Raw genomic sequence first — 24457 nt, forward strand, 5'->3', positions numbered from 1 at the left:
GGGTGAACCACTCGCCGGCCGTGCCGCCACCGCCTGCGGCCCACACGTCGAAGGCGGCTTCGTCGTCGCCCACGCCCGGGCGTGCCACCACCCACCCGCCGCGGGGACCGGTGTCGCCTGCTCGCCCTGGTCCTCGCCCCGGGCCGATGAGAAGCCATGTGTTCCGTGCACCCCCTCCCGCCCGCGTGGATCGCGCCTGCCCGGCCCCGGGGTGGGGCACGCTCCCGCTCCCGTGGACGTCGCCGTGGGTGTCGTGCCGGTGGTCGAACGCGGCGTACCACTCGACGGTCCGGGCGCTCGAAGCCGCGGAACACCGATCAGGCTGACCCTGGTTGTAGCGCGACGATCGATATTCGGCAGGATTGCGCCATGACATCGCCATCTTTGAGCCAAGGCGCCAACCTGCCTGTCGAGTCCACGCAGGTTCGCGCGGAGCTGTCGTGGTCCGCGCGGGCCGGCGTGCCGGACGTCGACGCGTCGGCGCTGCTGCTCACCGACGTCGGACACGTGCGCGGGGACGCCGACTTCGTCTTCTACAACCAGGCGCGGCACCCGTCCGGCGCGGTGGCGCACCTGGGCAGGGACGTGGACGCCGACGGTGTCGTCGATGCGATCGCCGTGGATCTCGCGCTCGTGGAAGAGGCGGTACACCGGGTCCTGCTGTGCGCGTCGGCCGACGGCGGCACCTTCGGCCAGGTCCCCGACCTGTCCCTGCGGGTGCTGGACGCGGCGACGGCGGCCGAGATCGCCCGCTTCGACATGACCGCCGGGATCGAGACCGCCTTCGTCGGCGGCGAGTTGTACCGACATCGAGGTCGGTGGAAGTTCCGCGCCGTCGGACAGGGGTACGCCTCCGGACTGGCCGGGTTGGCCGCGGATTTCGGCATCGCGGTGCACGACGAACCGGCGGCGGACCCGATCACCGCACAGCCGGTTGCGACGCCGCCGGCCACCGCGCCCGCCGTCGTGCCGGTCGGGGAAGGCGAGGAGGCGCTGCCCGCGGAGATGCGCGAACGTCTTTCCCTGCGCAAGGAGCAGGTGGCCGTGAGCCTGCGGAAGCAGGGCGCGGACGGGATCGCCGCGCGGGTGATCCTGGTCATGGACTCGTCCGGTTCCATGGATCGGCTCTATTCGCGAGGTGTCGTCGCCGACGTGGTGGAGCGTATGGCGGCCGTGGCGGCGAAGCTCGAGGACGACGGTGTGATGCAGGCATGGACGTTCGCCTCGCACCCGGCGCGCCTGCCGGACCTTCGCGTGGGTGACATGCCCGAATGGCTGCGGCTGCATGTACGTCCGGGCATGGACGAGCCCGAACACGGGCTGTTGCCGAGCCAGGTCGACATGACGGCGGTCGGCTTCGGCAACGAAGAGCACAAGGTGATCGCCGAGGTCCGCGCCTATCTGCGGGACAATCCCTCGGCGGTCCCCACGTTGGTGCTGTTCTTCTCCGACGGCGGCGTCTACTGCGACGACCAGATCAAGCGTGAACTCAAGGCCGCGTCCAAGGAACCGGCGTTCTGGCAGTTCGTGGGGCTCGGCGACGCGGACTACGGCATCCTGAGGCGCCTCGACACGATGCGCGGGCGCCGGGTCGACAACGTCGGCTTCTTCGCCGTGGACGACATCGGCGAAGTCCCCGACCAGGAGCTGTACGACCGACTGCTTTCCGAGTTCCCGAAGTGGATCACCGCGGCGCGGCGCAAGAACGTGCTCTGAGCGGCTGCCGAGCCACAACGGCCCAAGCGACCGGCGGACTCGTGGATTGCGGCTGTGACTTCGTGGTGTGGGACGGCGCCACCCGCTCGACGACCGCCCGGCGTGCCCGGGGCCACGACGATCTCCACGATCGTTGCCCGAAGTCGGCCTCACGGTGGGGTCGTTGCTGGTTCGGCAAGGCGGGCGAGATGATCGGACTGCCCATCGCCGTCCGTGACATCCAGGGTCGGAGACGTCATGCGGGAGCGCGATGTGCGGTCGGTCGGGCCGATCCCGGTCGTGGCCGCCCCTCCTCCGCCGTGGCGCCGGTCGTGCGAGCTCGGCGCCGTGACCGGCGCCCCCCGGCGTCCTCGTGCCCGGCGCACCCGGTCGCTGCGAGCAACACACCTGCCGGGAGGCCGCGTTCGCGACCTCGTGCACACCCCCGGGCGATGATCCGGGCAACCCTGTCGCCGGACGGCCGCGGTCACGAACCCGTCGCCTGAGGCGACGAACGGACGGCGATGCCACGACGCCCGGCCGGCCGTCGCCTCGTACTCGTCGGACGCGGCGGGGAGCGTCATTCCAAGCAGGCGATATTCGGAGGGCTTCGGCGTCGGCGAGCCGTAGGGTTGGCGCGCCGAGACAGCCTGGTGGCAGGGGACAAGCGTGCGGTCCAAGGAACGCGTTGGGTGGGAGCAGGACTTCCCAGTCCGGTATCTCCTGGTTCAGGGGGATATCGGCGATGAGCAGGATGGTGTGCTGTGGGGGCGGTGCGCGGAGGTCGAGGGCCTGTTCGTGGACGCGCCTCCGTTGCCGCGTGAGGTCCTGACGCTGCGCGGGTGCCCGCGCGAGAGCCTGCTGGTCCGGGCCGTGGCGGCCGGCGCCGCACCGGTGCGGCTGCTGGGGGACGGAAACTCTCGATCGAGCCCGTGGATCCCTCGAACGACGGGCCGGCCCACTTCTGGGACCTGCAGGACACGGCCGTGCTGGCCCAGTGGCCCACGCCGGGCGATCCCGGGCGCGTGGACATCGTCGTGGGCACCGGCGTCAGGAGGGAGGACGACTTCCGGGGCGGCAGGCGGCTGCCTTCGAATCCGCGGTTCGACCTGTGGTTCCCCTCGATTCGGGGGGACGGCCCCTCAGGCGGATGCCGTTCCATCGACGGCCTGTTCACCCCGCGCCCGCCGCGACCCACCCAGCCCGTGCACCTGATCGGCTGCGAACCCGCCGAACCGCTGCCGGCCCTGCTGCGCCGTCTCGTTCCGCAGAAGGGCGACCCGATCACGCTCCGGTGCCTCGATCGCGACGGTCGGACGATGACCGAGTACCGCCTCGCCCCGGACACCGTCGAGGCACGCCCATCCGTCCTGGGCGGAGCCCTGATCGACGTCACCGTCACCGACCCCGGTGACGACCGCCCCACCCGCGCCGCTCGCGCAGTCTGGGAAATCTGGTCCGACGGTGTTCCCACGCGGCCCAACCAGTGGGCACGGTTCGACGCCGAGGGCCGATCCGAGTGGCTGGACCTCACCCGCGTCGGCCCGCACGGGCCGCAGGCCCTCTCCGGCGGGACGTACCACCTGGACGGACAGCACGTCACCGACAGGGCCGGCCTACTCCTGGCGCTCGGCGAAGCCCTTCTCGGCCCCGGCGCCAATTACGGGACATGCCTTGATTCGGTAGTGGACTGCCTGTGCGGCGGACCCTGCGTCGTCCCCCCGTTCACCCTCGTGTGGCACCACGCCGACATCGCCCGCCGCGCCCTCGCCGGCCACATCCTGCACCACTGCGGCGGCCTGTCCTACTTCGAGGAGACCGTGAACCTCCTGCGCGAGTACGGCGTCACCGTCGTACTCCGGTGATGGCGCCCGACCAGGAGAACGAACGAAGTGGGCAACGGCCCGTCCGTCAGGGCCCCGCACACCCAACTGCCACGGTTGCACCCGATGCAACATCGTGGCGTTGCATTTCCCATCAGCCCAGGCCGGACACCCCGCCGCCACCTGAACGAAGGACGCGATCAGCCCCATCCGACCAAGTCAAAGCCGTGCCGGCCCCGTGCGGAGTCGATGCGTCAGACGCAACTCCGCCTACTTTTCGGATGGACGTGTCCAACGCAGTCCGGTGTCGCGGGCGTAGCAGGCAATGGTGTGCCCACCCGCGGCCCATTGCTGCGGGTCGGGGCGACGCATCTTCGTCTTCGTCCGATCGATTGGTTCCGTCGGCTCGCGGAGGATTCGCGTGAGCCCCGAGGACGCCGTCATGACCCCGTCCGACCAGCAACGCCTGGAACGACTCGGCACCCCGATGGCCACGTTCGCGCACCGCATCAACCGCACCGTGTCCGACTGGGCCCGCGACGTCACCGGACTGGCCAGGCGCGTCAGGGCCGGCTCGGGCGCGGCCAGGCGGGTCCGGGGCCGGGCTGGGTTCCTTCGCGCTGCTCGACGAGGAGGGTGTTGAGTGCGGCGCGCAGAATTGCCGTGTCGACGTCGAGCAGAATCGGCAGCTTCACGGGTGGCAGCGGGCCGGCGGCGCCGGCGCGTTCGACCAGCACGTAGCTTTGCGGTGCCCGCCCCGCGGCGATCCCGGTCCGGAACTCGGCCACGTCCTCCCACGCCACGACGCGCCGCCCGCGGACGGCAATGCCGTCCGCGTCGACCCGCAGCCGCACACGCGGCACGACCAGCCAGACGATCCACACGACGACGGGCACCAGCAGCACCGCCACCACCGGGACGAGCACCTTCGGCATGTCGGGATTCGGACTCGCGAACGACCCCGCCATCGCCGCGAGCAACGGCACCGTACAGCCGACAATGGCCGCCAGGGCCTTTGTGGATGTCCGCGCTTCGAACGCGCCGTCGCGCCGAACGCCGTCGACGACACGACGCATTGCTTGCCATTCGTCCAGCGGGCTGCGCTCCATGTGTCCACGCTAGCGGCACCCTCGGCCCTCCCCCCGTCCGTCGAGGCCTGGCGCGGGAAACGGCTCGCGACGTTGCAGACCGCGCTGTTGAAGACCGCGCGAGAACAAGCTGCGCACCGTCATCACGTTCCACCATCGCGTCGCCGAGGCCAAGGAGTTCACCCTCGGACCGCCCGACGTCGGCCGGCGGCTGCGGGGCGAACTCCCGAACCGGACATCCACGTACGTGCGGGCCGAGTCGAGTGACTGCACGGCGAGCATTCCGTCGAGCACCGGCGACGCGTCCTGGGCCGGTTCGCCGAACCGGGGGTCCCGGGCGATCTGTCCGTGGTAGTGAACGTGCGGATCCTCGGGGAGGGCATCGATTGTCCGGCCGTCGATGCCGTGGCCATTTTCGACGAAATGTCAAGCATCGTCAGCATTACCCAGGCCGTGGGCAGAGCCCTACGGCAGAAACCGGGACAGGGCAAGGTCGCCGGGATCGTCGTCCCCGTCTTCCTCGACGACGCACCCGACGACGACACGGACAGCACGGCCGACAGCGGCGCAGCGGCAGGCGGCGTGGGGGTCGCCGAGGACGTGGACTGGGCTCTGGAAGGATGCGGGCGGGCACGGGATGGAGACCCGGAACCGGGTACTGCGTTCACCACCCCGAGTGGCGCAGGTTGCCGATTCGCGCGGTGGCGGCCCTCCCCCGCAGTTCGCGTCCGCGACGCGCTCGCACGGGGTGGCGAAGGCGCAACAGTCGCTATCAGGAATCGAAGTAGGCCCTCGCGACGGCGTAGGTGTCCTCGTAGAGGTGGTAGCGGGTGATCCGGCCGTCCCGGACCGTGGTGTGCAGGGCGAACGCGGTATCGATGTCCCGGCCGGTCTTCTTGACCTCGGAGACCATGTGCCCGACGAGAATCACGTCGTCGCCCTCCGCGATCACCTGGTGCAGGTCGAACTCCTTGGGCTGTACGTGGGTTTGGAGCAACTCGAAGAACGTCCGCATGCCGTCTGCCGAGTCGACTGCCGGTACCCACGGAATGCCCGGCGGGTGCGGGATCGAAAACGACACCGAATCGGCGAACAACGCCGCCGCCTCGGCGCTCCTCCCCTCTGCGAGCAGGGGAAACAGTCGTTGCACAGTCTGCGCCGGTGATTCTGCGGTCATGCGTCGCGACCCTACCGCCACGACGGGATACGAGCGATCGCAACGTGGGGTGGAAACCCGGTCCCGAATCGAGCTGCGAACGAGCGGAAGCGCCGAATTCGGCTTCGTACCGCCGACGTGCCCGCGTGCGGCACCCAAGCGCACCGTGCCCCAAGGACTTCTATGCGGCAAGCCACTGCGAGGCATTGTCGCCCAACCCTCGGGGACCGGCCCGACCGCCGTTTCATCCCGCGTCGCGGTTGGTGTCGGTGGGCGAGCAAACCCATGCGGGTGGGCGGGACGGTCAGGCGTCCGCGGTTGTTCGTGCCGGTCTTGCTCATCATCGTGGCCGGGTGGGACTTCACCGTCGTCACGCCCATGTACGGGCGGTCGGCGATCTCGCGGTTGGAGAGGCCGTGGCCCACCAGGGTGAGCACCTCGATCTCGCGTTTGGTCAGCCACCTCCCCTCGGCCGGCTCTCGCGCATCCTGCGGGTCGTGCGGGTTCGACGTGGGCTCGGCGGCGACGGCCCGGGCGAACACACGGCGCAACTACGAGTGGCGGGGTGGGTGTTCGTCGTCAGGGGGCGTACAGGTCGGCGATCAGCGGGGCCAGATCGGTGTTGATTCCTCGAACCAGGGCGTCGATCGCCTCGCGGGCCCGGCTGTACACACCGGGATCCTCTTTTCGGGGGAGCCTCGGCAGTTCCCAGCCGCCCGCGGGGACGACGACGGTCGCGGTCGCCACCACCACCGGGCTCTTGCGGCTCGGTTCGCCGACCGCCCGATATGGCCCGGCTCCGGCGTCGTGCACGTCGACGGCCCAGTCTCCGGCGCGGGGCCTGCGGGCCAGCGCCTGGTGACGGATCGGCAGCACGGCCACGGCGATCGGTCCGCCCTCCTCGTAGTCGACCTCGATGCGGATCTGCGCGATATCGGGGCGGAGCCTGACGTACCCCGGCTCCATGATCGGCTCGGTCGCCACGCGCCATGCCCAGGCGACGAACTCGCCCACGTCGTCGACCGTGTCGTCCAACTCGGGCAGGTTACTCCGCAGGTACGCGTCGTACCCGAATCCGTCGGCGGTCCGGACGCGGTCGTCCTCCGCGTCGATGCGCACGATCGTGTGGTCGTTCCACTCGTGGCTCGTCGTCACTTGCTTCCCTTTCCATCGGATGGGCTGTTTCCGCCTCGGCAGGGTGTGGTGCGGGGCGGATCGTCCGCCGACTCTCGTCGCAAGGCGCCAAGTGTGGTGGAACGGTGCGACGAGGAAAAGGAGTTCGGGCGCACAGTCGATTCTTGGCAAAACGTTCGCCGGGGTCGCCGCCGTCTTCCTCACCATCGCGTCCGTGACGCCGGCTTGCCGGAGGTCGGGTCGAACGCGACGACGCCCGGTCCGCCGACGCGGGTGTCGAGGTCCTTCGCGGTTACCGCGTACAGCGTGTCCCCCACGACCTGGAACGGCGTCACCTTGTGGTCGTGGAGAGTCCGCGCACCCAGGGAATCGACCGGTCCCTGCGGGCTTGCGAGGGAGAAGGCGCCGATCCGGGTGCCATCGCGGTCGAAGCGGACGATCTGCGGCGCGAAGTCGTCCCGAGGGCCTGCGGGAAGAGCAGCGTCAGCGGATGCAGGGTCACGATCTCCGCGTCGGTGTCCTCCGACGGGCCGTCGACGGGCGTCGGCTGCGCGCCGATCTGCCGACCGGCCGCATCGAGCGTGAAGAGTTCCGGACCGTGCCTGGAACCCCGCTGGTTCGAGTCGCTGACAACCGCGACCAGGTCGGGCCCGGTCTTCATCGCGGTGTTGTCGACCGGCGCGATCAGCACCCGCGCTGCGAAATGCCGCCGCTGGAATGTGCATTGGTCTTACAGCGGGAGTCCCCGACGCTGTCCCCCTGGGAGCCTCGCCAACGCCGACGGCGCCACGCGACACGCCGCCGGTGAGTTGGGTGCGTCGGCGCAACGAGCGGCGGGTGATCCATTGACGGCTGGAACGGAGCACGACACGCCGGGCCCGGCAATGTCCGATCGATGCGTGTCGGCACTTTTCGTTGGTATCGGGCCGCGTCGTGGACCCGGTGAGATGGTTCGTGTTGTTGCACCCGGTGGCCGCCGACGTGGCCCCGGTTCCTTAAACAGGCGGGGGCACCCGCATGTCCGCCCCGCATGGGCGGACATGCGGACGAAGCCGGGGTTTGCCCCGGGATTCGATTCGCCCGCGCGATTCGGGGCTGTACGGCGCCCCGCGACGGGTTGCCGTCGGGCCCTGCGCAGGACGAGCGTTCGGTCAGCAGACCACGGTTCGTCCGTACTGTCCGCCGAGGGTGTGCACGTACTGGCTGTGCTTGTTCTTGATGGTGTAGCAGGAGGTGTCCCGCCAGTGCTTGACGATGACTTTGACCCGCATCGTCTTGCCGCAGGAGTTGTAGAGGTAGCCGGAAATACCACCGTCGGGAATGTTGGTGACGTCGCTGCGATCGATGCAGGCGGGCGCGGTTCCGCCGGAGGCGGCCTGTGCCGGCGTCGTGCCGACGAGGCCGGCCAGGACCGTCGTTGCGGCAATCAGAAGTGCACCCGTTCCCGTGGTTGTGCGTGATCGGAACGCCATGGCGTTCTGCTCTCACCCTGCCCGTGCGATGTCGCCGGGGTGGCCCTGCGGGACGACGCCGACGCGCCCCTGCGGCGCGCCGAAGGGCCGCACACGGCGCGTTCACATTCGACGGGCAGCCATGGTCACGGCGCTGTGGCGACGGTGCTCGCCGACGCATGTGAATGACGGCACGGCAGGTTCGGCGGATGCGCCTGGCGCCGCCCCGCCGTCACCTTTGACGAGTGGCCGTCGACCCGCCGGCCAGGGCGCGGACCGACTCGTCGCTACTCGTCAATCGTCGTGGCGTAGGGAGGCCACCGCGCCGAGGAGGACTCGGGGAGTCAGGAGGAAGGCCGGGTGGCGGACCATGGTGAGTACGTTCAGGAAGGCGGCTTGGGCGTTGCGGTCGCGGGTGCCGGCGGCGAGGACCAGGTCCAGGTAGCGGCCGAGTATGCGGTGGTGGGCGCGGAGTTGTCCCTGGGTGTCGGGGAAGCGCAGGTCGGCGGTGGTCGCGAGGAGCCAGGGTGGGGTGTGCAGGGCGTTGAGCCTGCGGTGGTACCGGCCGGCGAGTGAGTGTCGGGGGGCGCCGGGGCCGGTCAGGCAGGCGCGCAGTGTCGTCGCGTCGAGTGCCGCCACGGTGATTCCTTGGGCGTAGATGGGGTCGAACGCGCATGCGGAGTCGCCGATGACGAGCAGGTTGTCGGGCAGGTGGGTCGCCCGGTGCAGGAAACGGCGTCGATTCGCGGTGGAGTTGCTGCGTATCACGGGGGTCAGGGGTGCGGAGTCGGTGAGGACGTCGGCGATGAGTGGGGTGGCGAGGGTGCGGGCGAAGGGGAGGAATTCGGTGTCCGACGAGGTGGGGCGGTCGGCTCCGATGCCGGTGAGGGTGGCGATCCATCGGTCGTTTTCGAGGGGGGCCAGTACCCCTCCGCGGGTGAGTGTGGGGCCTTGGGGCGGGCTGTAGCAGGCACGCCAGGGTGGCGGGTGGCTTGTGCGGGCGCGGCGGTAGGTACGGGTGGCGTAGCCGACGTGCGCGTTGACTGTCGTTTCCGGGACGGGCGGGCAGCGGAGTTCGGCCAGCCAGCGCGGGAGGGGGGAGCCGCGCCCGGCGGCGTCGACGACCAGTTGTGCGGGGAGGCGGAAGGCGTGGCCGGTGTGGTGTTCGGTGGCCGTGACGCCGGTGACGTGTCGGGATGTGCCGGTAAGGGTGTCGATCCGGTGGCGTTGGAGCAGGTGTACGGAGGGCAGTGCCAGGACGTGTTCTCTGATGACTTCTTCGATCAGGGGTCGGCTTGCGCCGAGGGCCTGGAGGTCGGAGGCGAATCGTCGTCCGTGGCCGTGGCGTGTGGCGATGACGAGGTCCTTGCCCGCGTCGATGCGCTGACCGCCTCGAGCGCACAGCGCGTCGCCGAATCCGGGCAGGAGTTCTTCCATGGCGAGGATGCCTCGGCCGAAGAGGGCGTGGACATGGTGTCCTTGCGGAACGCCGGTGCGTGGTTGGGGTGTTTCGGGGATCCGGTCTCGCTCGAGGATGACGACTTGGGGGTAGTGGTCGGCGAGTACGCGTGCGGCGAGCAGACCGGCGATGCCGGCGCCGATGACGGCGGCACGCTCTTCACAGGGGGGAAGGGCGGGGGTCATGGGTTCTCCGAGAGCCCGCTCCGGTGTGTGGTGGGTGCGGTGCGCAGGCGGGGGCCGGGGATCGGTCGGTGTCGCTCGCGGCCGGGAGGCGGTCGGGTTCGGGCGGGCGTTTTGTACGCGGTCGCGGTGGGCCTTCGGGTAGGAAGAGGCCGAGGAGATGAACGGTGGCCAGCAGACCCCCGAGTGTGGCGATGCCGATGATCGTGAGCGCGGTGCTGCTCGCGTCGGTGCTCCGGGCCACCATGCTGGGCCAGGAGACGGCGGCGAGGTAGGCGATGTATCCGCTGCCCAGTAGGGGCAGGGTGAGAAGCCATGTCCTGCCGTGTACGTGTCGGGACAACAGCGCGACCGTGGCGCCGGTGAGCATCGGCGTGGTCACGATCGCGCACGGCCACACCAGGGGAAGTCCGAAGAGGTCCAGGGGTTGTCGGCCGGTGTAGGAGTACAGGTGGGCTCCGTGGATCATGACGTACTCGCCCGCCGTGTCGATCGTGACGGCGACCGGGAGGATCAGGCGGAATGCGCGCCGCGTCCAGCCTTCTTCGAAGGCCAGGAACGTGGAGTAGCCGATGAAACAGATGTAGGGCGGGAACATGAAGCCCATCCAGATCGCCATGTCGATGCCGAAGGCCCGGTAGAGGATGAGGCCGTTGGCACCGGGGTCTGCCTGCAGGCCGATCAGCATCCTGGCTCCGGAGTCCGCGAGCCACCCCAGAAGGGATGCCGCCAACAGGATCCACAGTTGCGGCCTGTGTTTCGTGCGGTACTCGCGTGCGGCCCACACGATGATCACGACGGTCGAGGCGAGGCCGACAAGGGCCACGGCGAGGTTGCCGACGTTTTGTCGGGTGGTGCCGATCAGGATCTCGCTCGCCAGGTTTACCGCGTCGGTGTCGTGTGGGGGCATCGTGACTCTCCTCGTTCGACGTCGCCTTTTCGGATGGTCGGGGTGCGGGCACGTTTCGGTCGGCCGCCCCCGGCGGGCGCAGAGGCGCGGGCCTTGGTGCGGGTCGAAGCCGTGGGAGTGTTTCGGCGTGCGGTGCCGCCGGATCCGACGGGTGGGTTGTGTGCGGGCGGCGTGGGCGGCCCTTTCCGGGTGGAAGGGGGCTCGGCGTCGGGCATGTTGCTCGTCATGCGGAGCCTTGGGTGGCGGGCGCGGGGGGTGTGGTCTCGTCGAGGCCCAGGTGTGCCAGGAGCCATTCGCACAGGGCGGCCGCGTTGGGTTTGACCCAAATGACGCCGGGTTTCATCTCGGTTTTCAGCGCGTATTGGATGCGTTGTTGGAGTTGGACGGCGCCGAGGGAGTCCAGTCCGAGGATGACCAGGCTGGTGTCGGGACCGATGTGGCGCGTGGTGGCGCCGAGGAGGTCGCGGACGGTGTCGATGATGAAGGCTTCCAGGAGGTTGCGGCGTGCCGACGGGCTTGGGGCGGTCAGGAGTCGGTCGCGTAGCGGCGCGTTGTCGTGCTCGTCGTCCGTGGTCGTGGGTAGTGCGGTGAACAGGGTGGAGGTGCGCAGCGCCGGGTAGGGCGCGATCCACTGGGCGACGTCGAGCGGGGAATAGGCGACCCGGTGGTGGCCGGCGTCGAGGATGCGTTCGAGGGCGTCGATCCCGTCGGTCGGGGTGATGGTGGCGAAGCCGCGTTCGGCCAGGTGTCGGCCGCGGCCGACGTCGCTCCAGGGGCCCCAGTGGATGCCGGTGGCCGGCAGTCCTTGTGTCAGGCGCAGGGTGACGAGGCCGTCCAGGAAGGCGTTTGCGGCGGCGTAGGCGGTCTGGCCGGGCGAGCCGATGAGGGAGGCGACGGAGGAGTAGAGGACGAAGAAGTCGAGTTCCAGGTCCCGGGTGGCTCGGTGCAGTGTCCAGGCACCGTCCGCCTTGCCTCGCCAGACGCGGGCGAGAAGGTCTTGGTCCAGGCGCGCGATGGTGGCGTCCTCGACGACGCCGGCGGCATGCAGTACCCCGCGTAGGGGGAGCCCGTCGGCCTGGGCCGTGGACACCGCCTCGGTGGCGACGGCGGGGTCGGCGATGTCGCCGCGGACGATCCGGATGTCGGTGCCTGCGGCGCGAAGCGTGGCGAGGGCGGCGTGTGTCTGTCGTGTGGGCTCGGAGCGGCCGTTGATCACGATCCGGGCGGCGCGGCGTCTGGCGAGCCATTGCACGGTGAGCAGGCCCAGGCCGCCCAGGCCGCCGGTGACCAGGTATGACGCCCGGGGGTGCACCGGTGAGGCCGGTTCGGTGGTGGAGGGCGTGCCGGTGTCGGGGCCGGGGAGTATGCGGGCGATGTGCCGTCCGTCGGGTCGGAGCGCGATCTCGGTGAGGGGTCGGTGGGTGTCGAGGAGTTCGTCCAGGACCTGTCCGTATGGGGTGTCGGAGGTGAATCGCAGGAAGCTGGGGGCGAGTTCGGGGTGTTCGTAGGCGGCGGCGCGGAGGGCTCCGCGTACGGCTGTCGCGGTGGGGCCGTGGGAGCGGGTGATCACCCACAGTCTGGGTGCGTGGGGTCGGTGGGCCAGGTGATCGATGAGGGCGATGGTGTGTCCGACGAGGTCGTGGGCGGCTTGCGCGGGTCCGGGACGGGCGGTGGGAGCCGCCGGGTCGTTGGGGGCGTCCTCGTCGCCGAGGGCGAGGACGACGGTGTCGGCTCCGTCCGCGGTGGGGTTCGTGAGTGCGGTGGCCAGTGGCCTCAGGTGACAGCCTGCGGTGTGGTTGTCCAGTTCCAGGGCCAGGTGTGCGGGCCAGGTGTCGCCCGCGCCGGCGTCGAGCAGTGTCACCGTGCCGGCTCGCGCGCGGTCGCGGCCCGTCGGTGGGGGCTGGGGCGTCCATTGCAGGTGGGAGAGGCGGTCGGTGAACCGTTTCGCGGGTGGGGTGATGTTGGCGACGTGCAGTCCGCGGATCTCGGCGACCACGGTGCCGTCGGCGGTGGCGAGGCGGGCCGATGCGGTGCAGCCGAGGTCGTCGGCGTGGTGGACGCGGATGGCGGCGAGCCGGGTGTGGGCGGTGTTGCCGTGGACGGTGACCTCGTCGAAGGAGGTGACGACGACGGGGCCCGGGGCGAGCCGATGGTGGGCCAACCAGGCCGAGACTGCGATCTGGACCGCCTGGTCGGCGAGTGCGGGGTGCAGTGACATGGTCCAGGCGGACACCCGCGCGGATTCGTGGGTGTGCATCGCCGCGAGGGCAAGGTCGTGTTCGGGGTGGATCCGGATGCGGTCGATGGCGGTGAATGCCGGGCCGTGGAAAACGTCGTGGCGCTCGCGGAACGTGCGGTGCAGGGCGGAGGGTGCGCTGTCGAGCCAGCCGTTGGGGGCACGTTCGGCCGGGGTGAGCGGCGCGGGCCGCTCGTCGGCCGGCGCCGCGTGCACGGTGCCGCGCGCGTGCACGGTTGTGGTGTGCGACGTGATGGAGACGATTTCGACGAGGGCGGTGTCGCCGTCGCGCAGGAGTCGGCTGGTGACGGTTGGTTCCGGCTCCAGGATCAGTGGCTTGAGCACACTCACGTCGCGGACGGTGACATGGCGGGTGTCGAAGACCCGGGCTGCGGCGGCGAGCATCATTTCGACGGCCGCCGTGCCGGGCAGCACGGGGACGTCGGCGACCCGGTGGTCGGCGAGCCAGGGCAGTCGTCGAGGGCCGACCGGGGTCTGCCACAGATGGCGCCCGGGGTGGTCGGGGTCGTGCACGTGACCGCCCAGGAGGGGGTGTTGGCCGCTTCCGGGCAGGGAGGGGGCGACCAGTTGGTACGGCTGTTCGTCTCCGCCGTGGCGGGTGCGGTGCCAGGTGGTACCGGGCACGTCGACCAGGTGCCCGGCACCGTAGTGCGTACTCCAGTCGATCACGTCGCCGCCGGCGGTGTGTACGGCGGCGAGGTGGGCCAGAAAGGCTTCCTGATCCGGTGTCCCCTGACGCAGGCTGCCGACCGCGACGGTGTCGGGCGCGTCGTCGTGTCGGGCGGTGTCCAGGACGGGCCGGACGGCCAGTGGGTGGGGAGTGCATTCGATGAACAGCCGGTGCCCGTGGGCGAGGGCGGCCGACACAGCGGTCCGGAAGCGCACCGGTTCGCGCTGATTGCGTACCCAGTACGCGCCGTCCAAGGTCACCGGGGCTGTCGGGTCGGGGGTGACGGTGGAGTAGAAGGGAATTCCGGGCCGAGCCTCGGGCAGGTCTGCCAAGGCCGTGTACAAACGCGGGAGGATCGAATCGACCTGTGGGGAGTGCGAGGCCACCTCGACGTCGATGAGCCGGGCCGCCACGCCGTCGCTCGACCACTGCTCGACCAGCGCGGCGACCCCGGCGGCGTCACCCGAGACGACGGTGATCCCGGGTGAGGTGAGCACACCGAGCGTCACGCCGCGCGCACCGGCGGCGTCGATCGCCGCCTGCGCCTGGTCGGCGGGGAGCATGACGGAGGCCATGGCGCCGCCGGTGATGGTGGCCAGGAGCGCGGAGCGGCGGCAGATCACCCTCACGCCGTCCTGCAGGCGGAGTCCGCCGGCGACCACGGCCGCGGCTATCTCACCGAGGGACTGTCCGATGACCGCGGCGGGTTCGATGCCCCACGACCGCCACACGGCCGCAAGCGCGACCTGGACACCGAACAGCACCGGCTGGATCCGCTCGAGGCCGACCAGACGGCCGGGGTGCTCGATCATCTCGCGGAGCGAGAACCCGGCCTCGGCGCCGATCAGCGGCTCCATCCCGTCGATGGCCGCGGCGAACACCGGGTCGACCGCCAGCAGGTCGCGGCACATCCCCGGGCGCTGGGAGCCCTGTCCCGTGAACACGAACACCGGGCCCGCGTGTCCGGGCGGCAGCACCGGCGACCCGGACACGACACCGTCGCATACCCGTCCGCTCGCGAACGCCGCAGCCCGGGACGCGAGTTCACCGCGATCGCGGGCGACGATGCCCAGTCGGCAGTCCCCGTGCGAGCGGCGTACCGCGAGCGTGTGCGCCACATCCTCCAGCGCGGTCGTCACTCCCTCCCGTTGGGCCCACTGCGCCAGACGCGCGGCGGCGGGTGCCAGGGACTGCGGGGAGGAACCCGACAGGACGAACAACCGCACGTCACCGCTGCCGGGGGCTGCGAGCCGTCGCCGCCGTACGGGCACGGGCGCGGACTCCAGGACCACGTGGGCGTTGGTACCGGTCACGCCGTAGGAGCAGACGGTGGCCAGTCGTGTCTCGCCGTCCACCGGCCACGCGGTGAGTTCGGTCGGCACGAACAGCCGTGAATTCTCGTCCCGCGCGATGGCGGGGTTCCACTGCCGGAAGCCGGCGTTGGGCGGGACGGCGCCTTGGCGCAGGGACTCCACCGCCTTGATGGTGCCCGCGATGCCGGACACCGGCTCGGAATGCCCGATGTTCGTCTTGATCGACCCCAGGGCACACCGACCCCGGCCGTGTCCGTAGACCGCGTCGATGGACGTGAACTCGACGGGATCGCCCACCGCGGTGCCGGGGCCGTGGGCCTCCACCAGCCCCACCTCGCCCGGATCGATACCCGCCTTGGCGACCGCCTCGCGGAACAACTGCTGTTGCAACCGCGTGGACGGCGCAGTCAAGCGGGTGGCCTGGCCGTCGTTGTTGACCGCGCTGCCCCGGATGACGGCGAGCACCCGGTCTCCGTCACGCCGTGCGTCGGCCATCCGCTTCAGGACCAAAACACCCGCGCCCTCGCCCCGCACGTAGCCGTCGGCACGGGAGTCGAACGCGTAGCAGCCCCCGCGCCGTGACAACAACAACGGCGCTTCGTAGTAGTGCGTCTCGGGCGAGATCATCAGCAACACCGCCCCGGCCAACGCCGTGTCGCACTCGCCCAGGGTGAGCGCCCCGCACGCGGTGTCCAGGGCGACCAACCCGGAGGAACAGTGGGTACTGACGACCATCACCGGGCCGCGCAAATCCATCGCGAACGCCACTCGGCCCGCCGCGCCGGCGGTGAAGTTCCCGAACAGGTAGGCGCTGTTGGGGGCGTCTTCGACCGGCCGCGCCTCGCGGAAAAGGTTGTCCGGGGCGTACGTGCCCATGTAGACACCGGTCCGCGAGCCGCGGATCGCCTCCATGGGAATCCCGGCGTGCTCCACGGCCTGCCAGGCCACCTCCATCAGCATCCGGAACTGCGGATCGACCCAGCGCTGTTCCATCGGTGCGACCGAGAACGCCTCCGGATCCCACGCCCACACGTCCCCGTCCACGAAACAGCCGCGCCCCGCCCGTTCGGCCAGTTCGGGCGCGTGCAGGGCCGCAAGGCGCGATGCGTCCCACCGGCCGGCCGGCACCGGGCCCACCGTGCGTCGGCCTTGCGCCGCCAAGGCCCACAACCCCGCGGCGCTCTCCACGTGACCGGGGAAACGACAACCGATGCCGATGATCGCGATCGGTTCGGCACTGGAAGCTGACATGGTTGCTCCTGCTCTCCACTCGGCGATCGCCGTGCCGTGGCGTGAGCAACGGACCGGGCGGGGCCCGGTCGTCCCCGGCCTTCCGCTTGCCGGCTTCGTCTCGAGATTTCGTGACGCCTGTGCTATGAGGTCCCGATCCATGCCGGGACGCGCGATACCCTCGGCCTGCCGTCACCGGTCGGGTGGGATCGTCCTCGCGGAAGCCGCGGGCACTTCCTGCCTCTACCGGGTGGCGCGCGGATGTACAGCACCACCACGTTGCCGATGACGAGGCTCGCGCACCGCCAGTAGAAACCCTTCGGCAGGGCGCACGAAAGGGCGCACGAAAAGGCGCACTTGGGGCGCGGACTCCGATCGCTCAGGTGCTTGTGGAAACGGGGTCCTGCCCGGCAGGTCGGAATGGCCGCCCTCTTCCTCGTCCTGGTCACCGGACTCCTCGGCGACGCCGTCGGCGGCCTGACACATGACGCGTCCGCAGATGCCCGCGAACCACGAACATCCCCGCCCCCGGCCGGTTCCGGGTCGGCTGCCCGGATACAGTCGGGCAGGTCTGGGCAAGGACAGCACGGCACCACCTCCGCCGCCGGGCTGTCCGCGGCCACCGTCGCCGGAGTCTCCGCCGCCCGAAGGACGCCGTCGCGCTGTCCGCGGCGCCGGCCGCAGCCAGGTGACTTCCCACCAAGCCGGCCGCACAGGGCGAACAACGCCTTGTGAGCGGCCGAGACGTGGCGGCACCGGGACATGACCTGAGCGGGCGGTACGAACCGGACCGGTCGACCGGGCGGTTCGGGGCCGGCTTCGTCGTTTCCGCGTCGCGGTACAACCGCCCATTCGCTGCCACTCGGACCGGACAGACGGTCCGCGTCGTGGACTTCGGCCTCCGACCCCGCCCCGCCACTACCCGATCGGCACCGGGCCGGCGATCGATGCCGCCGGATCGTGGGTGGGCCCGTCGGGGGGGCTGGTGGGTTGCCCGGGGTTGCGGTGGGGCGGCGGTGGTGGGCGGGGGCGGCGGCTATCCGAACAGGTTCCAAACGACGTTGCTCCTGGCCTCCCTGATCAGCACGTCGAGCGAGGAGCTCTCGAGGTCGCGGGGGCGTTGTTCGTTTCGTTGCTGTGGTGTCTCCGGTGTGGCGACCCAGAACGGGCTTCCGCCGGGTGCGGCGACGATCAGGGCGAAGCGCAGGTCGCCGGCGCACCACAGGACACCGCGACCGTCGGTCATCGCCGACCACACGCTTCGTGGCATCTTTGTCCGAAACGTCGCCGGCGCGCTGCCATCGGGTGCGAGCAGTGACAGTCGTCGCTCGGTGAGCTTTCCTTCGATGTCATCCACGCGGCATGGCCACACCTGCCAGGCTTGGCTGCGTAGCACGACCGCGCCTGTACCGACCCGATCCGCCCGCCCTTTGAACATCGCCGCCACGAAAGCGACCACCAGGCAGACGGCCATCGCGGTGTAGTGGATCCGCGTGTCGAGGCCGACGGTGAACATCAGCACCATCGTCAACGCGAGGATTACAAGAGGTCCCGCTATCCCCGCGTAGACGATGAGTGTGGTGCGCCGACCGCGGACCAACTCGTCCTGGATGCCCGGGGTGTGGATCGCCGCCTGCGACGACACCTGGTATCCGTATTCTCGCGCCAACATTCGCACTCCCGTGTTCATTCGTATGCGTCCACGGCGACGTGCCGCCGCGACGCACGAGGTCTTGCTCAATGTTCGGACCGCAACCGGGCGGAACCGAACCGTTGTCAGTCGTCGGTGATCACGGCATGATCGATTCATCTCTCCACAACGGTGTTGCGGTCGTTGCCCCTCGAGCGGCTGGGTTCGACGCGGGCGGCATCAAGACTGCTGCGGAGCTTGGGCGGTCGTCGTGTACGAAGGCGCACTCTCGCGCCGAAGTCGTCGACCGACGCGCGCAGCGGCAGGCGTCGCGGGCCGAGTCGATGGTCGTAACGGAGGTTGGAATGTCCACGGATTCGAGGGGTGGGGGCGAATACGCGGAGCGGTGCCCCTCCGGACGGTTACGCGACCATGTGGTGATGTTCAGGGGTCATCGCACCACGGGTCGGGGACCGCTCAGGCTCACTCTTCCCTCGGCCACCGTGACGTTGATCCTGGGGTGGGGAAATCCCCTTCACTTGGTCCATGAGGCCCCGAGCGCGCCGGCGGTGCGAACGACGTGGCATGCGATGCTCGCCGGTCTGCAGCTGTCGTCGATCAGGGGCGGATACGAAGGCGTCGCGGAGGCGATCGAGGTGGAGTTCACTCCGCTCGGCGCGTACATGTGCCTGGGTTTGCCGCTGCACCACCTGGCCCACCATCACGTACACCCGGATGCGGTGCTGGGCGCCGGCTGGTCGGCCGGGCTCACCGAGCAACTCCTCGCGGTGCCGGATTGGGAAGGGCGCTGGGCGGTCCTCGAAAACGCCTTGGCGCGGCGGATGGTGGAGGCGCCGTCGCCGTCGCCGATCGTTGCGGAAGCGTGGAGTCGGCTGCGTGCATCTCACGGGCGGTTGTCCGTCCAGGATCTGGCCGCGGTGACAGGCCGGAGTCCGCGGCGGCTTCAGGTGCTTTTTCGCGAGCAGATCGGGCTCCCGCCGCAATCCGTCAGCCGGATCCTGCGGTTCCAACGGGCGCTGACTCTGCCCTCGGACGCGTGCCGGTCACTGGCCGACCGGGCAGCCGCGTGCGGCTATCACGACCAGGCACACATGAACCGCGACTTCCGTGACCTGGCCGGACTCACCCCCGCACGGCTGCGCCTTCTCGCGGACCGTGCCGCCCCTCGTGGCCAAGCTCCCCTCGAGGGACGGTTGGCGGACGTCTTCGATCACTGATACCGCCACCCAGCGGGGCCCGAACTCGCCGAAGGAGTGAAGGTCGGCCGCCCGTCGAGTGTTCTCGCGACAGGCTTGATGTACCGATGGCAAGGGACGAGGACGGAACCCGTCACGGCGTCGGCCGGATAGTCGAACAGGCCTTCGTCCACCCAGCCGTTGCGTGCGTAGAACCTGCGGGCCCGGGCATTGCCGCTCACGACGGCCAACCACGCCCGACGATGGCCGCCGGCGCCGACGAGGCGCTCGGCTTGCGCAAGCAGTAGGTCCCCCACCCCCGTGCCGCGGTGCTGCTTCGATACGTAGACCTGTTCCACCTCGTCGTCGATCACCGTCACGAAACCCCCAACCGCTTCATCGATGTCGACGACCATCGTGGCGTCCATACGTTCGAGCGCCCGTGTCCTGAACGACGACGCGCTGCGGACGGCGACGAGAGCCTCGGGAACGTGTCCCAGGTGGCCATCGCGCCACCCTCGTTGCCAGATCTCCGCGATCCTTTCCACATCGTTGGGGCTTGCGGGCCGCAGCATCGAGAACTCCTTTGTCGAGCCTCATCGTTGGGACCTCTGAAATGCTGTCCGAGGGGTAATTACCGGAGCAGGTGCGGAAGCTCACCGTCTTGAGGGTCACCCCGGGTTGGTTATCCGGGAACGACTTGTTGACGTACCGCCGGCCCGCGTCCCGACCGGCGGTATTCCAGATCGTGCCCTGCCGCACGATCGCTCCGGTCGGGGGGTCGGGGGGCGGGATGGAATGAATCTTCATGGATTCCCCGCCTGTCGGGAACCAGCTTGTCGAGACGTAGTCAGGAAGTCCTTGTCGTGGCCTGCACGGTTCTTGTCCGTTCTCGCACGGCCTCGCCGTGATGATGGCTTCGGTACTCTCCGGGGGGCATGCCGTACGCGGATCGAAAGACGCGGCTGAAGTTGGCTCCGTCCGTGAAACCCCACTGGGTCGCGATGGCCAGGACCGGACGGGAACGCAGGGCGGGGTCGGCCAGATCGCGCCTGCAGCGCTCGAGCCGACTCCTGCGGATCCAATCGGCCACCGTGAGGCCCTGATCCTGAAAGAGCTTGTAGAGGTAGCGCGTGGAAATTTGGTGAGCTGCGGCAATGGTGTCCGGCGAGAGGTCGGGGTCGCCGAGGTGTACCCGAATGAACGCGTGAACCTGTGCTTGTATCGCCCTTCGATGTGTCTCCGGCGGCAAGGTGTCCTTGGATTCCAGCTCGTGTGCGCACAGAGCGGCGGACAGGTCGATGGTGATGGCCGCCAGGCGAGCGGCGTCCGCGGGGGTATAGCCGGCAGCGTTCGCGACGAGCTGGTCGAGATGGCCGGCGAGTAGCGCGCCGAGCCCGTCCCGACTCGCCACGGGAGCTGCGAGGAGCGGGCCGAGAGCCTCCGCTCGGACGGGGAACAGCTTTCTGGGTACCTGCAGGATCAGGCAGCCGGCGACCGTCCCGTCTCCGGCGGTCGCCCAGGCGGTAAAGGGTCGCGAGGTGTCGTAGTAGACCAACGTCTTCGAGGTCAGCACTGTCTCACGACCCGCCTGAGCGATTCCTATTTGTCCGAGCCGAGGGAACACGAAGTAATAGATGCCCGGGTCCGACCGTCGGATCAGTTTCGAGGTCCGCGTCACGTGCAGCGGACTGTACGTCAGTGTCGATATCTGCACGGAGCCGAGATCGAGAAGGCGTATCGAGCCCCGGAAGTCGTCCTGATGGTCGGTGTGAATCAACGTCGGCAGATGAGACTTGGTTCCGGTGTCGTACCAACTTGCCCAGCGGTCCTGCCTCGGTAAAACATCGGTCGTGAATGTAACTTCGATCATCACCTCTCCATTCGGTCCGCCGTTTTTCTCGGCGCAACGTCCCTTTCAGGGCGCTACGTTGCTCTCCCGGAGCAGCTTGCGGGCGCCGCGTGCCCATTTTGGAGTGGCCGCTGAGCGGTCGCCTTGTACGAAAGCGCACTCTGCGACCGTGGACGCGCCGGTACAGGGCGGCGCTTGGCGGACCACCCGGTCCACACCCGCGGGCCGGGCCGAGTTCACCGCGCCGCCGAACACGGCCCGGGTCGCCCGCGTCGTACGTAATGCGCTGGGGGCTTCCGGGCGTGAGGGAACCGGCCCACGCGTACCGGTCGACTGACCACGGTCGGCAATTCGCTCGTGGTGGCACGGTGCGTCCCGACCGCTCGGTCGTGCGTGTACCGGCACGCGGGATGGCGGCGGCCTCCCGGTCGATCGGGGCGGGCCGGTCCCTCGTGTGTCCACGCCTTCGCGCCGTCGCGTATGGTTCCGGGCGCACCGGCTGGTCCGGACGGGTGAGATGTGGTGTCGCGCGGTAGGGGTCCGTTTCCCCTGCGGGGGTGCGAAGTTGGCGGGGTCGGCGCGTCGCGCGGGCGCCACGCCGGGGATTCGGATGGTTGACAGCGGATTTTCCCGCGACTCATGCTGAGGGCCATCCGCCAAGTTGGGATTGTCGCCGGCCGGTTTCGAACCTCTCGTCCAGCAAGCGTGAGTTCGGCATGCCTGCCGCACCGTCACCGCGAACGTCGATGATCGGGTGTGAGGGCCGAATGGTGAGCACGAAGCTGGACGAACCGCTGTCGGCACGGGTGCGCGCGCTGGAGTACGCCGCTTCGCACGGCCGGGAGGGGGCGGACGCGGGCCTGGACCCGGACACGGAGTTCGCCCGGCTGGAGCGCATCAAGGTCTCCGTCCGCTTCAATGGGGACCTCGCGATGATCGAGAACGCGGGCCTGTGGACCGAGTTCCGGTCCGAGCGGGTCGCGATCGGCACGATCGCCGCCGGCGATCTGGCGCGGGTGGCCGCGCTCGCCAACGTCGTCGCGATCCAGAGCAATCGGCAGTCGCGACCGCTGAGACCCACGGGCGAATCGATCCCGGGGGACGACCTGGTCGACCCGGCCGACCCGGTGCACGCCTTCGCGCCGACGCTCACCGGCCGGGGTGTGGTCGTCGGCATCATCGACTCGGGCATCGACATCTTTCATCCGGCCTTTCGCCGGCTCGACGGGACCACTCGAATCGCCTCGCTGCTGGACCTGACACTCCATCAAACACTGGCGGCGGAGGGAAACCCGACGGGAGGCACGCTCATCCTGGCGTGGAAGCCGCCGGGCACGGTGCCGGATCAAAAGACTGCGATCCTTTCCCTTCCGCTGACCGCCGCCACCCTGCAGACCGCCTTCAACGGGTTCGCCGGGATCAACCCCGGCGATGTCACCATCACCGGCGGTCCGCTCCCGGCGACCCCGATCGAGATCGACTTCGGCGGGCGGTACGACGGCACGATCTTCGACACCACGCAGATCCAGGCGATCCGCATCGGGACGGCGCTCACCGGAGGAACCAAGCCCAAGCTCGTCGTCAAGCGCGGCCGGATCTTCACCAGGGATCAGATCAACACCGCCTTGGCCGCGACCCCGCCCGCGCCTTTCGTCTCCCGTGACTGGGCGAAGCACGGAACCATCACGGCGGGCATCGCGGCGGGATTCGGCCTGCCCGGCTGTTGCAGTCCGAAACGGACCGTCGGCATCGCGTACGACGCCGACCTCGTCGTTGTCCGTTCACCCTTCGGCGATGCGGAGAACATCCAGGGCATCAACCACATCCTCGAACAGCGGTGGCGTCCCGACGGAGCCCCCCTCAGACCTGTGGTGGTGAACATGAGCTTCGGCACCGGTGACACCGCGCACGACGGCACCGCCAACTTCGACACGGTGCTCGACGACGCGCTCGCCGGCTCGACGAAGAGGTCGTTCGTGGTCGCCGCCGGGAACGACGGAGAACTGCATCTTCCGCCGCCCCCCGGCGCACCACCACCGGTGCCGGCGCCGACGACGTTCGACGGCAGCGGGCTGCACGCGATGGGCTCGGTACCCGCGGGCCCGACGGGTGCCCCGGTGGCACTGACACTCGACATCGAACCCAACGATCGTGTCGCCGACGACCTCCACATCTGGTACTCCGGCCCCGGTCGACTCAGTTTCAACCTGACCGCGTCGCCTCTGGCCGGTGGCGGACCCCAGCCCGGCGTGGGGCAGTCGCTGCCGACACCCGTCAATCCCGGATCCAGCGTGGTGGCAACCCTCGGGACGGGAACGACGGCGCACCGCGTGTCCGTCAACTCCGTTCTGAGAGATGAACTCAGCGGCAAACGGCATATCTCGGTCACCATCAACCCGCCCGCCAACGGGCCGATCACCCAGGGGCCCTGGCTGATCACATTGCGCGAAACCCAGGGCACCGAAACACCGTTCGACTGCTGGATCATCCAGACCATCGCGGACACACCCGCGCGTTTCACCTTCGGGGATCAAAACCCCACCCGAACCATTTTGAGTCCGGGCAGCGCCCGACTTCCCCTCACCGTGGGGGCGTACGACCCCACGGACAACACACTCGCGAAATTCTCGAGCCGCGGACCGACCGCCGATCTCCGGCTCAAGCCGGAAGTGTGCGCTCCCGGAAAGGGCATCATCTCGGCCAACGCCGAAGCCCAGCCGCCGAACCTGCTCAAAGCGGTCGACGGGACGAGCGCCGCCGCACCGTACGTCACCGGCGTCATCGCGCTGATGTTCGAGGCGAACAACAACCTCGACCATCTCACCATCGTCAAACACCTGATCGAGACCCGCGACGAGCCGGTCCCCCCGACGCCTCCCACACAGTTGGACAGCGGTTGGGGCCACGGTCGGGTCAACGCCGAGAAAGCGATCCTGGCCGCGATGCCGACCACGCTCGCGAAGGAGCACGCCGCCGCGGGGGAACCGCTCGTCCTGCCCTCCGCCGCCTATCCCGCCGCGCACGTGCCCGTGGTCACGCGCGTACACGAGGTCCTCGATCGGCTGGCCACCACCCCGACGGGCCGCCGGGTCGCCGAATTGGCCGCCACGCACCACGAGGAGGTGCGACTGCTCGTCGAGGACGACCGGCGTGTCCTCGTGGCCTGGCATCGCATGCACGGTCCGCTGCTGCTGCGCCGGATGCTGCTCAGCGATCTCGCCCACGAAGAGCCGGTACCGCGCACCCTCGGCGGGCAGTCGGTGGGCGACGGGTTGGCCCGCCTCCTCGACGAACTCGCCCGGGTCGGGTCGCCCGCGTTGCGCGAGGCGATCACCGAGCACCGCGACTTCCTGCTCGAACTGCCCGGAGCACGGCTGTCCGATCTCGACGAACGAGCGGGGTTGAGCTGAC

General features: G+C 69.7%; 18 protein-coding genes. 5 read left to right on the forward strand and 13 right to left on the reverse strand.

What is annotated here, in order from left to right; translation table 11 throughout:
- The first annotated feature begins 369 nt into the window (after positions 1-369).
- Together ACFXKZ_RS35075 and ACFXKZ_RS35080 are read left to right on the forward strand one after the other, a co-directional pair.
- The gene (locus ACFXKZ_RS35075) at positions 370-1716 is read left to right on the forward strand and encodes a VWA domain-containing protein (protein WP_380006029.1); all 1347 of its coding nucleotides are present in this window, start codon (positions 370-372) and stop codon (positions 1714-1716) included.
- 911 nt (positions 1717-2627) lie between these two features.
- A complete protein-coding gene (locus ACFXKZ_RS35080) occupies positions 2628-3560 on the forward strand; it encodes a barstar family protein (RefSeq protein ID WP_380006031.1) in 933 nt (310 codons plus the stop codon).
- 521 nt (positions 3561-4081) lie between these two features.
- On the opposite strand, the gene ACFXKZ_RS35085 is transcribed toward ACFXKZ_RS35080, so the two are convergent.
- Positions 4082-4627 carry a hypothetical protein gene (locus tag ACFXKZ_RS35085; protein WP_380006033.1) on the reverse strand — a complete coding sequence of 182 codons (546 nt, stop codon included), beginning with the start codon at positions 4625-4627 and terminating at the stop codon, positions 4082-4084.
- A 246-nt stretch (positions 4628-4873) separates the two neighbouring features.
- On the opposite strand from ACFXKZ_RS35085, the gene ACFXKZ_RS35090 reads away from it, so the two are divergent.
- Entirely contained in the window at positions 4874-5440 is a 567-nt protein-coding gene (locus ACFXKZ_RS35090) for a helicase-related protein (RefSeq protein ID WP_380006119.1), read from the forward strand.
- Here ACFXKZ_RS35090 and ACFXKZ_RS35095 read toward each other — a convergent pair.
- From ACFXKZ_RS35095 to ACFXKZ_RS35140, 10 genes are all read right to left on the reverse strand, one after another.
- A complete protein-coding gene (locus ACFXKZ_RS35095) occupies positions 5379-5783 on the reverse strand; it encodes a nuclear transport factor 2 family protein (RefSeq protein ID WP_380006035.1) in 405 nt (134 codons plus the stop codon). The two genes, ACFXKZ_RS35090 and ACFXKZ_RS35095, sit on opposite strands and share 62 nt — an antisense overlap.
- A gap of 11 nt (positions 5784-5794) precedes the next feature.
- Positions 5795-6304: a LuxR C-terminal-related transcriptional regulator gene (locus ACFXKZ_RS35100; RefSeq protein WP_380006037.1), complete on the reverse strand. Its 510-nt coding sequence runs from the start codon at positions 6302-6304 to the stop codon at positions 5795-5797.
- A gap of 37 nt (positions 6305-6341) precedes the next feature.
- Positions 6342-6917 (reverse strand): hypothetical protein, encoded by a 576-nt coding sequence (locus ACFXKZ_RS35105; RefSeq protein WP_380006039.1) that lies wholly within the window; start codon positions 6915-6917, stop codon positions 6342-6344.
- A 179-nt stretch (positions 6918-7096) separates the two neighbouring features.
- Positions 7097-7231, reverse strand: coding sequence for a hypothetical protein (locus ACFXKZ_RS35110; RefSeq protein WP_380006041.1), 135 nt, complete (start codon positions 7229-7231; stop codon positions 7097-7099).
- Entirely contained in the window at positions 7228-7587 is a 360-nt protein-coding gene (locus tag ACFXKZ_RS35115) for a hypothetical protein (RefSeq protein ID WP_380006043.1), read from the reverse strand. Before ACFXKZ_RS35115 ends, ACFXKZ_RS35110 begins: the two co-directional genes overlap by 4 nt.
- Positions 7588-8047: 460 nt before the next feature.
- The gene (locus tag ACFXKZ_RS35120) at positions 8048-8368 is read right to left on the reverse strand and encodes a hypothetical protein (RefSeq protein WP_380006045.1); all 321 of its coding nucleotides are present in this window, start codon (positions 8366-8368) and stop codon (positions 8048-8050) included.
- Between the two features lie 273 nt (positions 8369-8641).
- Positions 8642-9991: an NAD(P)/FAD-dependent oxidoreductase gene (locus tag ACFXKZ_RS35125; protein ID WP_380006047.1), complete on the reverse strand. Its 1350-nt coding sequence runs from the start codon at positions 9989-9991 to the stop codon at positions 8642-8644.
- A complete protein-coding gene (locus ACFXKZ_RS35130) occupies positions 9966-10898 on the reverse strand; it encodes a hypothetical protein (RefSeq protein ID WP_380006049.1) in 933 nt (310 codons plus the stop codon). The genes ACFXKZ_RS35125 and ACFXKZ_RS35130 overlap by 26 nt, the downstream gene beginning before the upstream one ends.
- Positions 10899-11121: 223 nt before the next feature.
- The gene (locus ACFXKZ_RS35135) at positions 11122-16389 is read right to left on the reverse strand and encodes a type I polyketide synthase (protein WP_380006051.1); all 5268 of its coding nucleotides are present in this window, start codon (positions 16387-16389) and stop codon (positions 11122-11124) included.
- A gap of 1015 nt (positions 16390-17404) precedes the next feature.
- Positions 17405-18040, reverse strand: coding sequence for a hypothetical protein (locus ACFXKZ_RS35140; RefSeq protein ID WP_380006053.1), 636 nt, complete (start codon positions 18038-18040; stop codon positions 17405-17407).
- Positions 18041-18588: 548 nt separating this feature from the next.
- Between ACFXKZ_RS35140 and ACFXKZ_RS35145 the strand changes: the two genes are divergently transcribed.
- The gene (locus ACFXKZ_RS35145) at positions 18589-19236 is read left to right on the forward strand and encodes a helix-turn-helix domain-containing protein (protein WP_380006055.1); all 648 of its coding nucleotides are present in this window, start codon (positions 18589-18591) and stop codon (positions 19234-19236) included.
- On the opposite strand, the gene ACFXKZ_RS35150 is transcribed toward ACFXKZ_RS35145, so the two are convergent.
- Positions 19230-19769: a GNAT family N-acetyltransferase gene (locus tag ACFXKZ_RS35150; protein ID WP_380006057.1), complete on the reverse strand. Its 540-nt coding sequence runs from the start codon at positions 19767-19769 to the stop codon at positions 19230-19232. The genes ACFXKZ_RS35145 and ACFXKZ_RS35150 overlap by 7 nt on opposite strands.
- 275 nt (positions 19770-20044) lie before the next feature.
- A complete protein-coding gene (locus ACFXKZ_RS35155; protein WP_380006059.1) occupies positions 20045-21067 on the reverse strand; it encodes a helix-turn-helix domain-containing protein in 1023 nt (340 codons plus the stop codon).
- Between the two features lie 746 nt (positions 21068-21813).
- Between ACFXKZ_RS35155 and ACFXKZ_RS35160 the strand changes: the two genes are divergently transcribed.
- Positions 21814-24456: a S8 family serine peptidase gene (locus ACFXKZ_RS35160; RefSeq protein ID WP_380006061.1), complete on the forward strand. Its 2643-nt coding sequence runs from the start codon at positions 21814-21816 to the stop codon at positions 24454-24456.
- Position 24457 lies beyond the last annotated feature (1 nt).

Origin of the sequence: Embleya sp. NPDC059237 (genome assembly GCF_042754105.1) — a bacterium.
Lineage (GTDB): Bacteria > Actinomycetota > Actinomycetes > Streptomycetales > Streptomycetaceae > Embleya.

Coding starts and splice junctions, on each gene's coding strand:
- ACFXKZ_RS35075 (WP_380006029.1), top strand. CDS start 370: ATGACATCGCCATCTTTGAGCCAAGGCGCCAACCTGCCTGTCGAGTCC.
- ACFXKZ_RS35085 (WP_380006033.1), bottom strand. CDS start 4,627: ATGGAGCGCAGCCCGCTGGACGAATGGCAAGCAATGCGTCGTGTCGTC.
- ACFXKZ_RS35095 (WP_380006035.1), bottom strand. CDS start 5,783: ATGACCGCAGAATCACCGGCGCAGACTGTGCAACGACTGTTTCCCCTG.
- ACFXKZ_RS35120 (WP_380006045.1), bottom strand. CDS start 8,368: ATGGCGTTCCGATCACGCACAACCACGGGAACGGGTGCACTTCTGATT.
- ACFXKZ_RS35125 (WP_380006047.1), bottom strand. CDS start 9,991: ATGACCCCCGCCCTTCCCCCCTGTGAAGAGCGTGCCGCCGTCATCGGC.
- ACFXKZ_RS35130 (WP_380006049.1), bottom strand. CDS start 10,898: ATGCCCCCACACGACACCGACGCGGTAAACCTGGCGAGCGAGATCCTG.
- ACFXKZ_RS35135 (WP_380006051.1), bottom strand. CDS start 16,389: ATGTCAGCTTCCAGTGCCGAACCGATCGCGATCATCGGCATCGGTTGT.
- ACFXKZ_RS35140 (WP_380006053.1), bottom strand. CDS start 18,040: ATGTTGGCGCGAGAATACGGATACCAGGTGTCGTCGCAGGCGGCGATC.
- ACFXKZ_RS35145 (WP_380006055.1), top strand. CDS start 18,589: ATGCTCGCCGGTCTGCAGCTGTCGTCGATCAGGGGCGGATACGAAGGC.
- ACFXKZ_RS35150 (WP_380006057.1), bottom strand. CDS start 19,769: ATGCTGCGGCCCGCAAGCCCCAACGATGTGGAAAGGATCGCGGAGATC.
- ACFXKZ_RS35155 (WP_380006059.1), bottom strand. CDS start 21,067: ATGATCGAAGTTACATTCACGACCGATGTTTTACCGAGGCAGGACCGC.
- ACFXKZ_RS35160 (WP_380006061.1), top strand. CDS start 21,814: ATGGTGAGCACGAAGCTGGACGAACCGCTGTCGGCACGGGTGCGCGCG.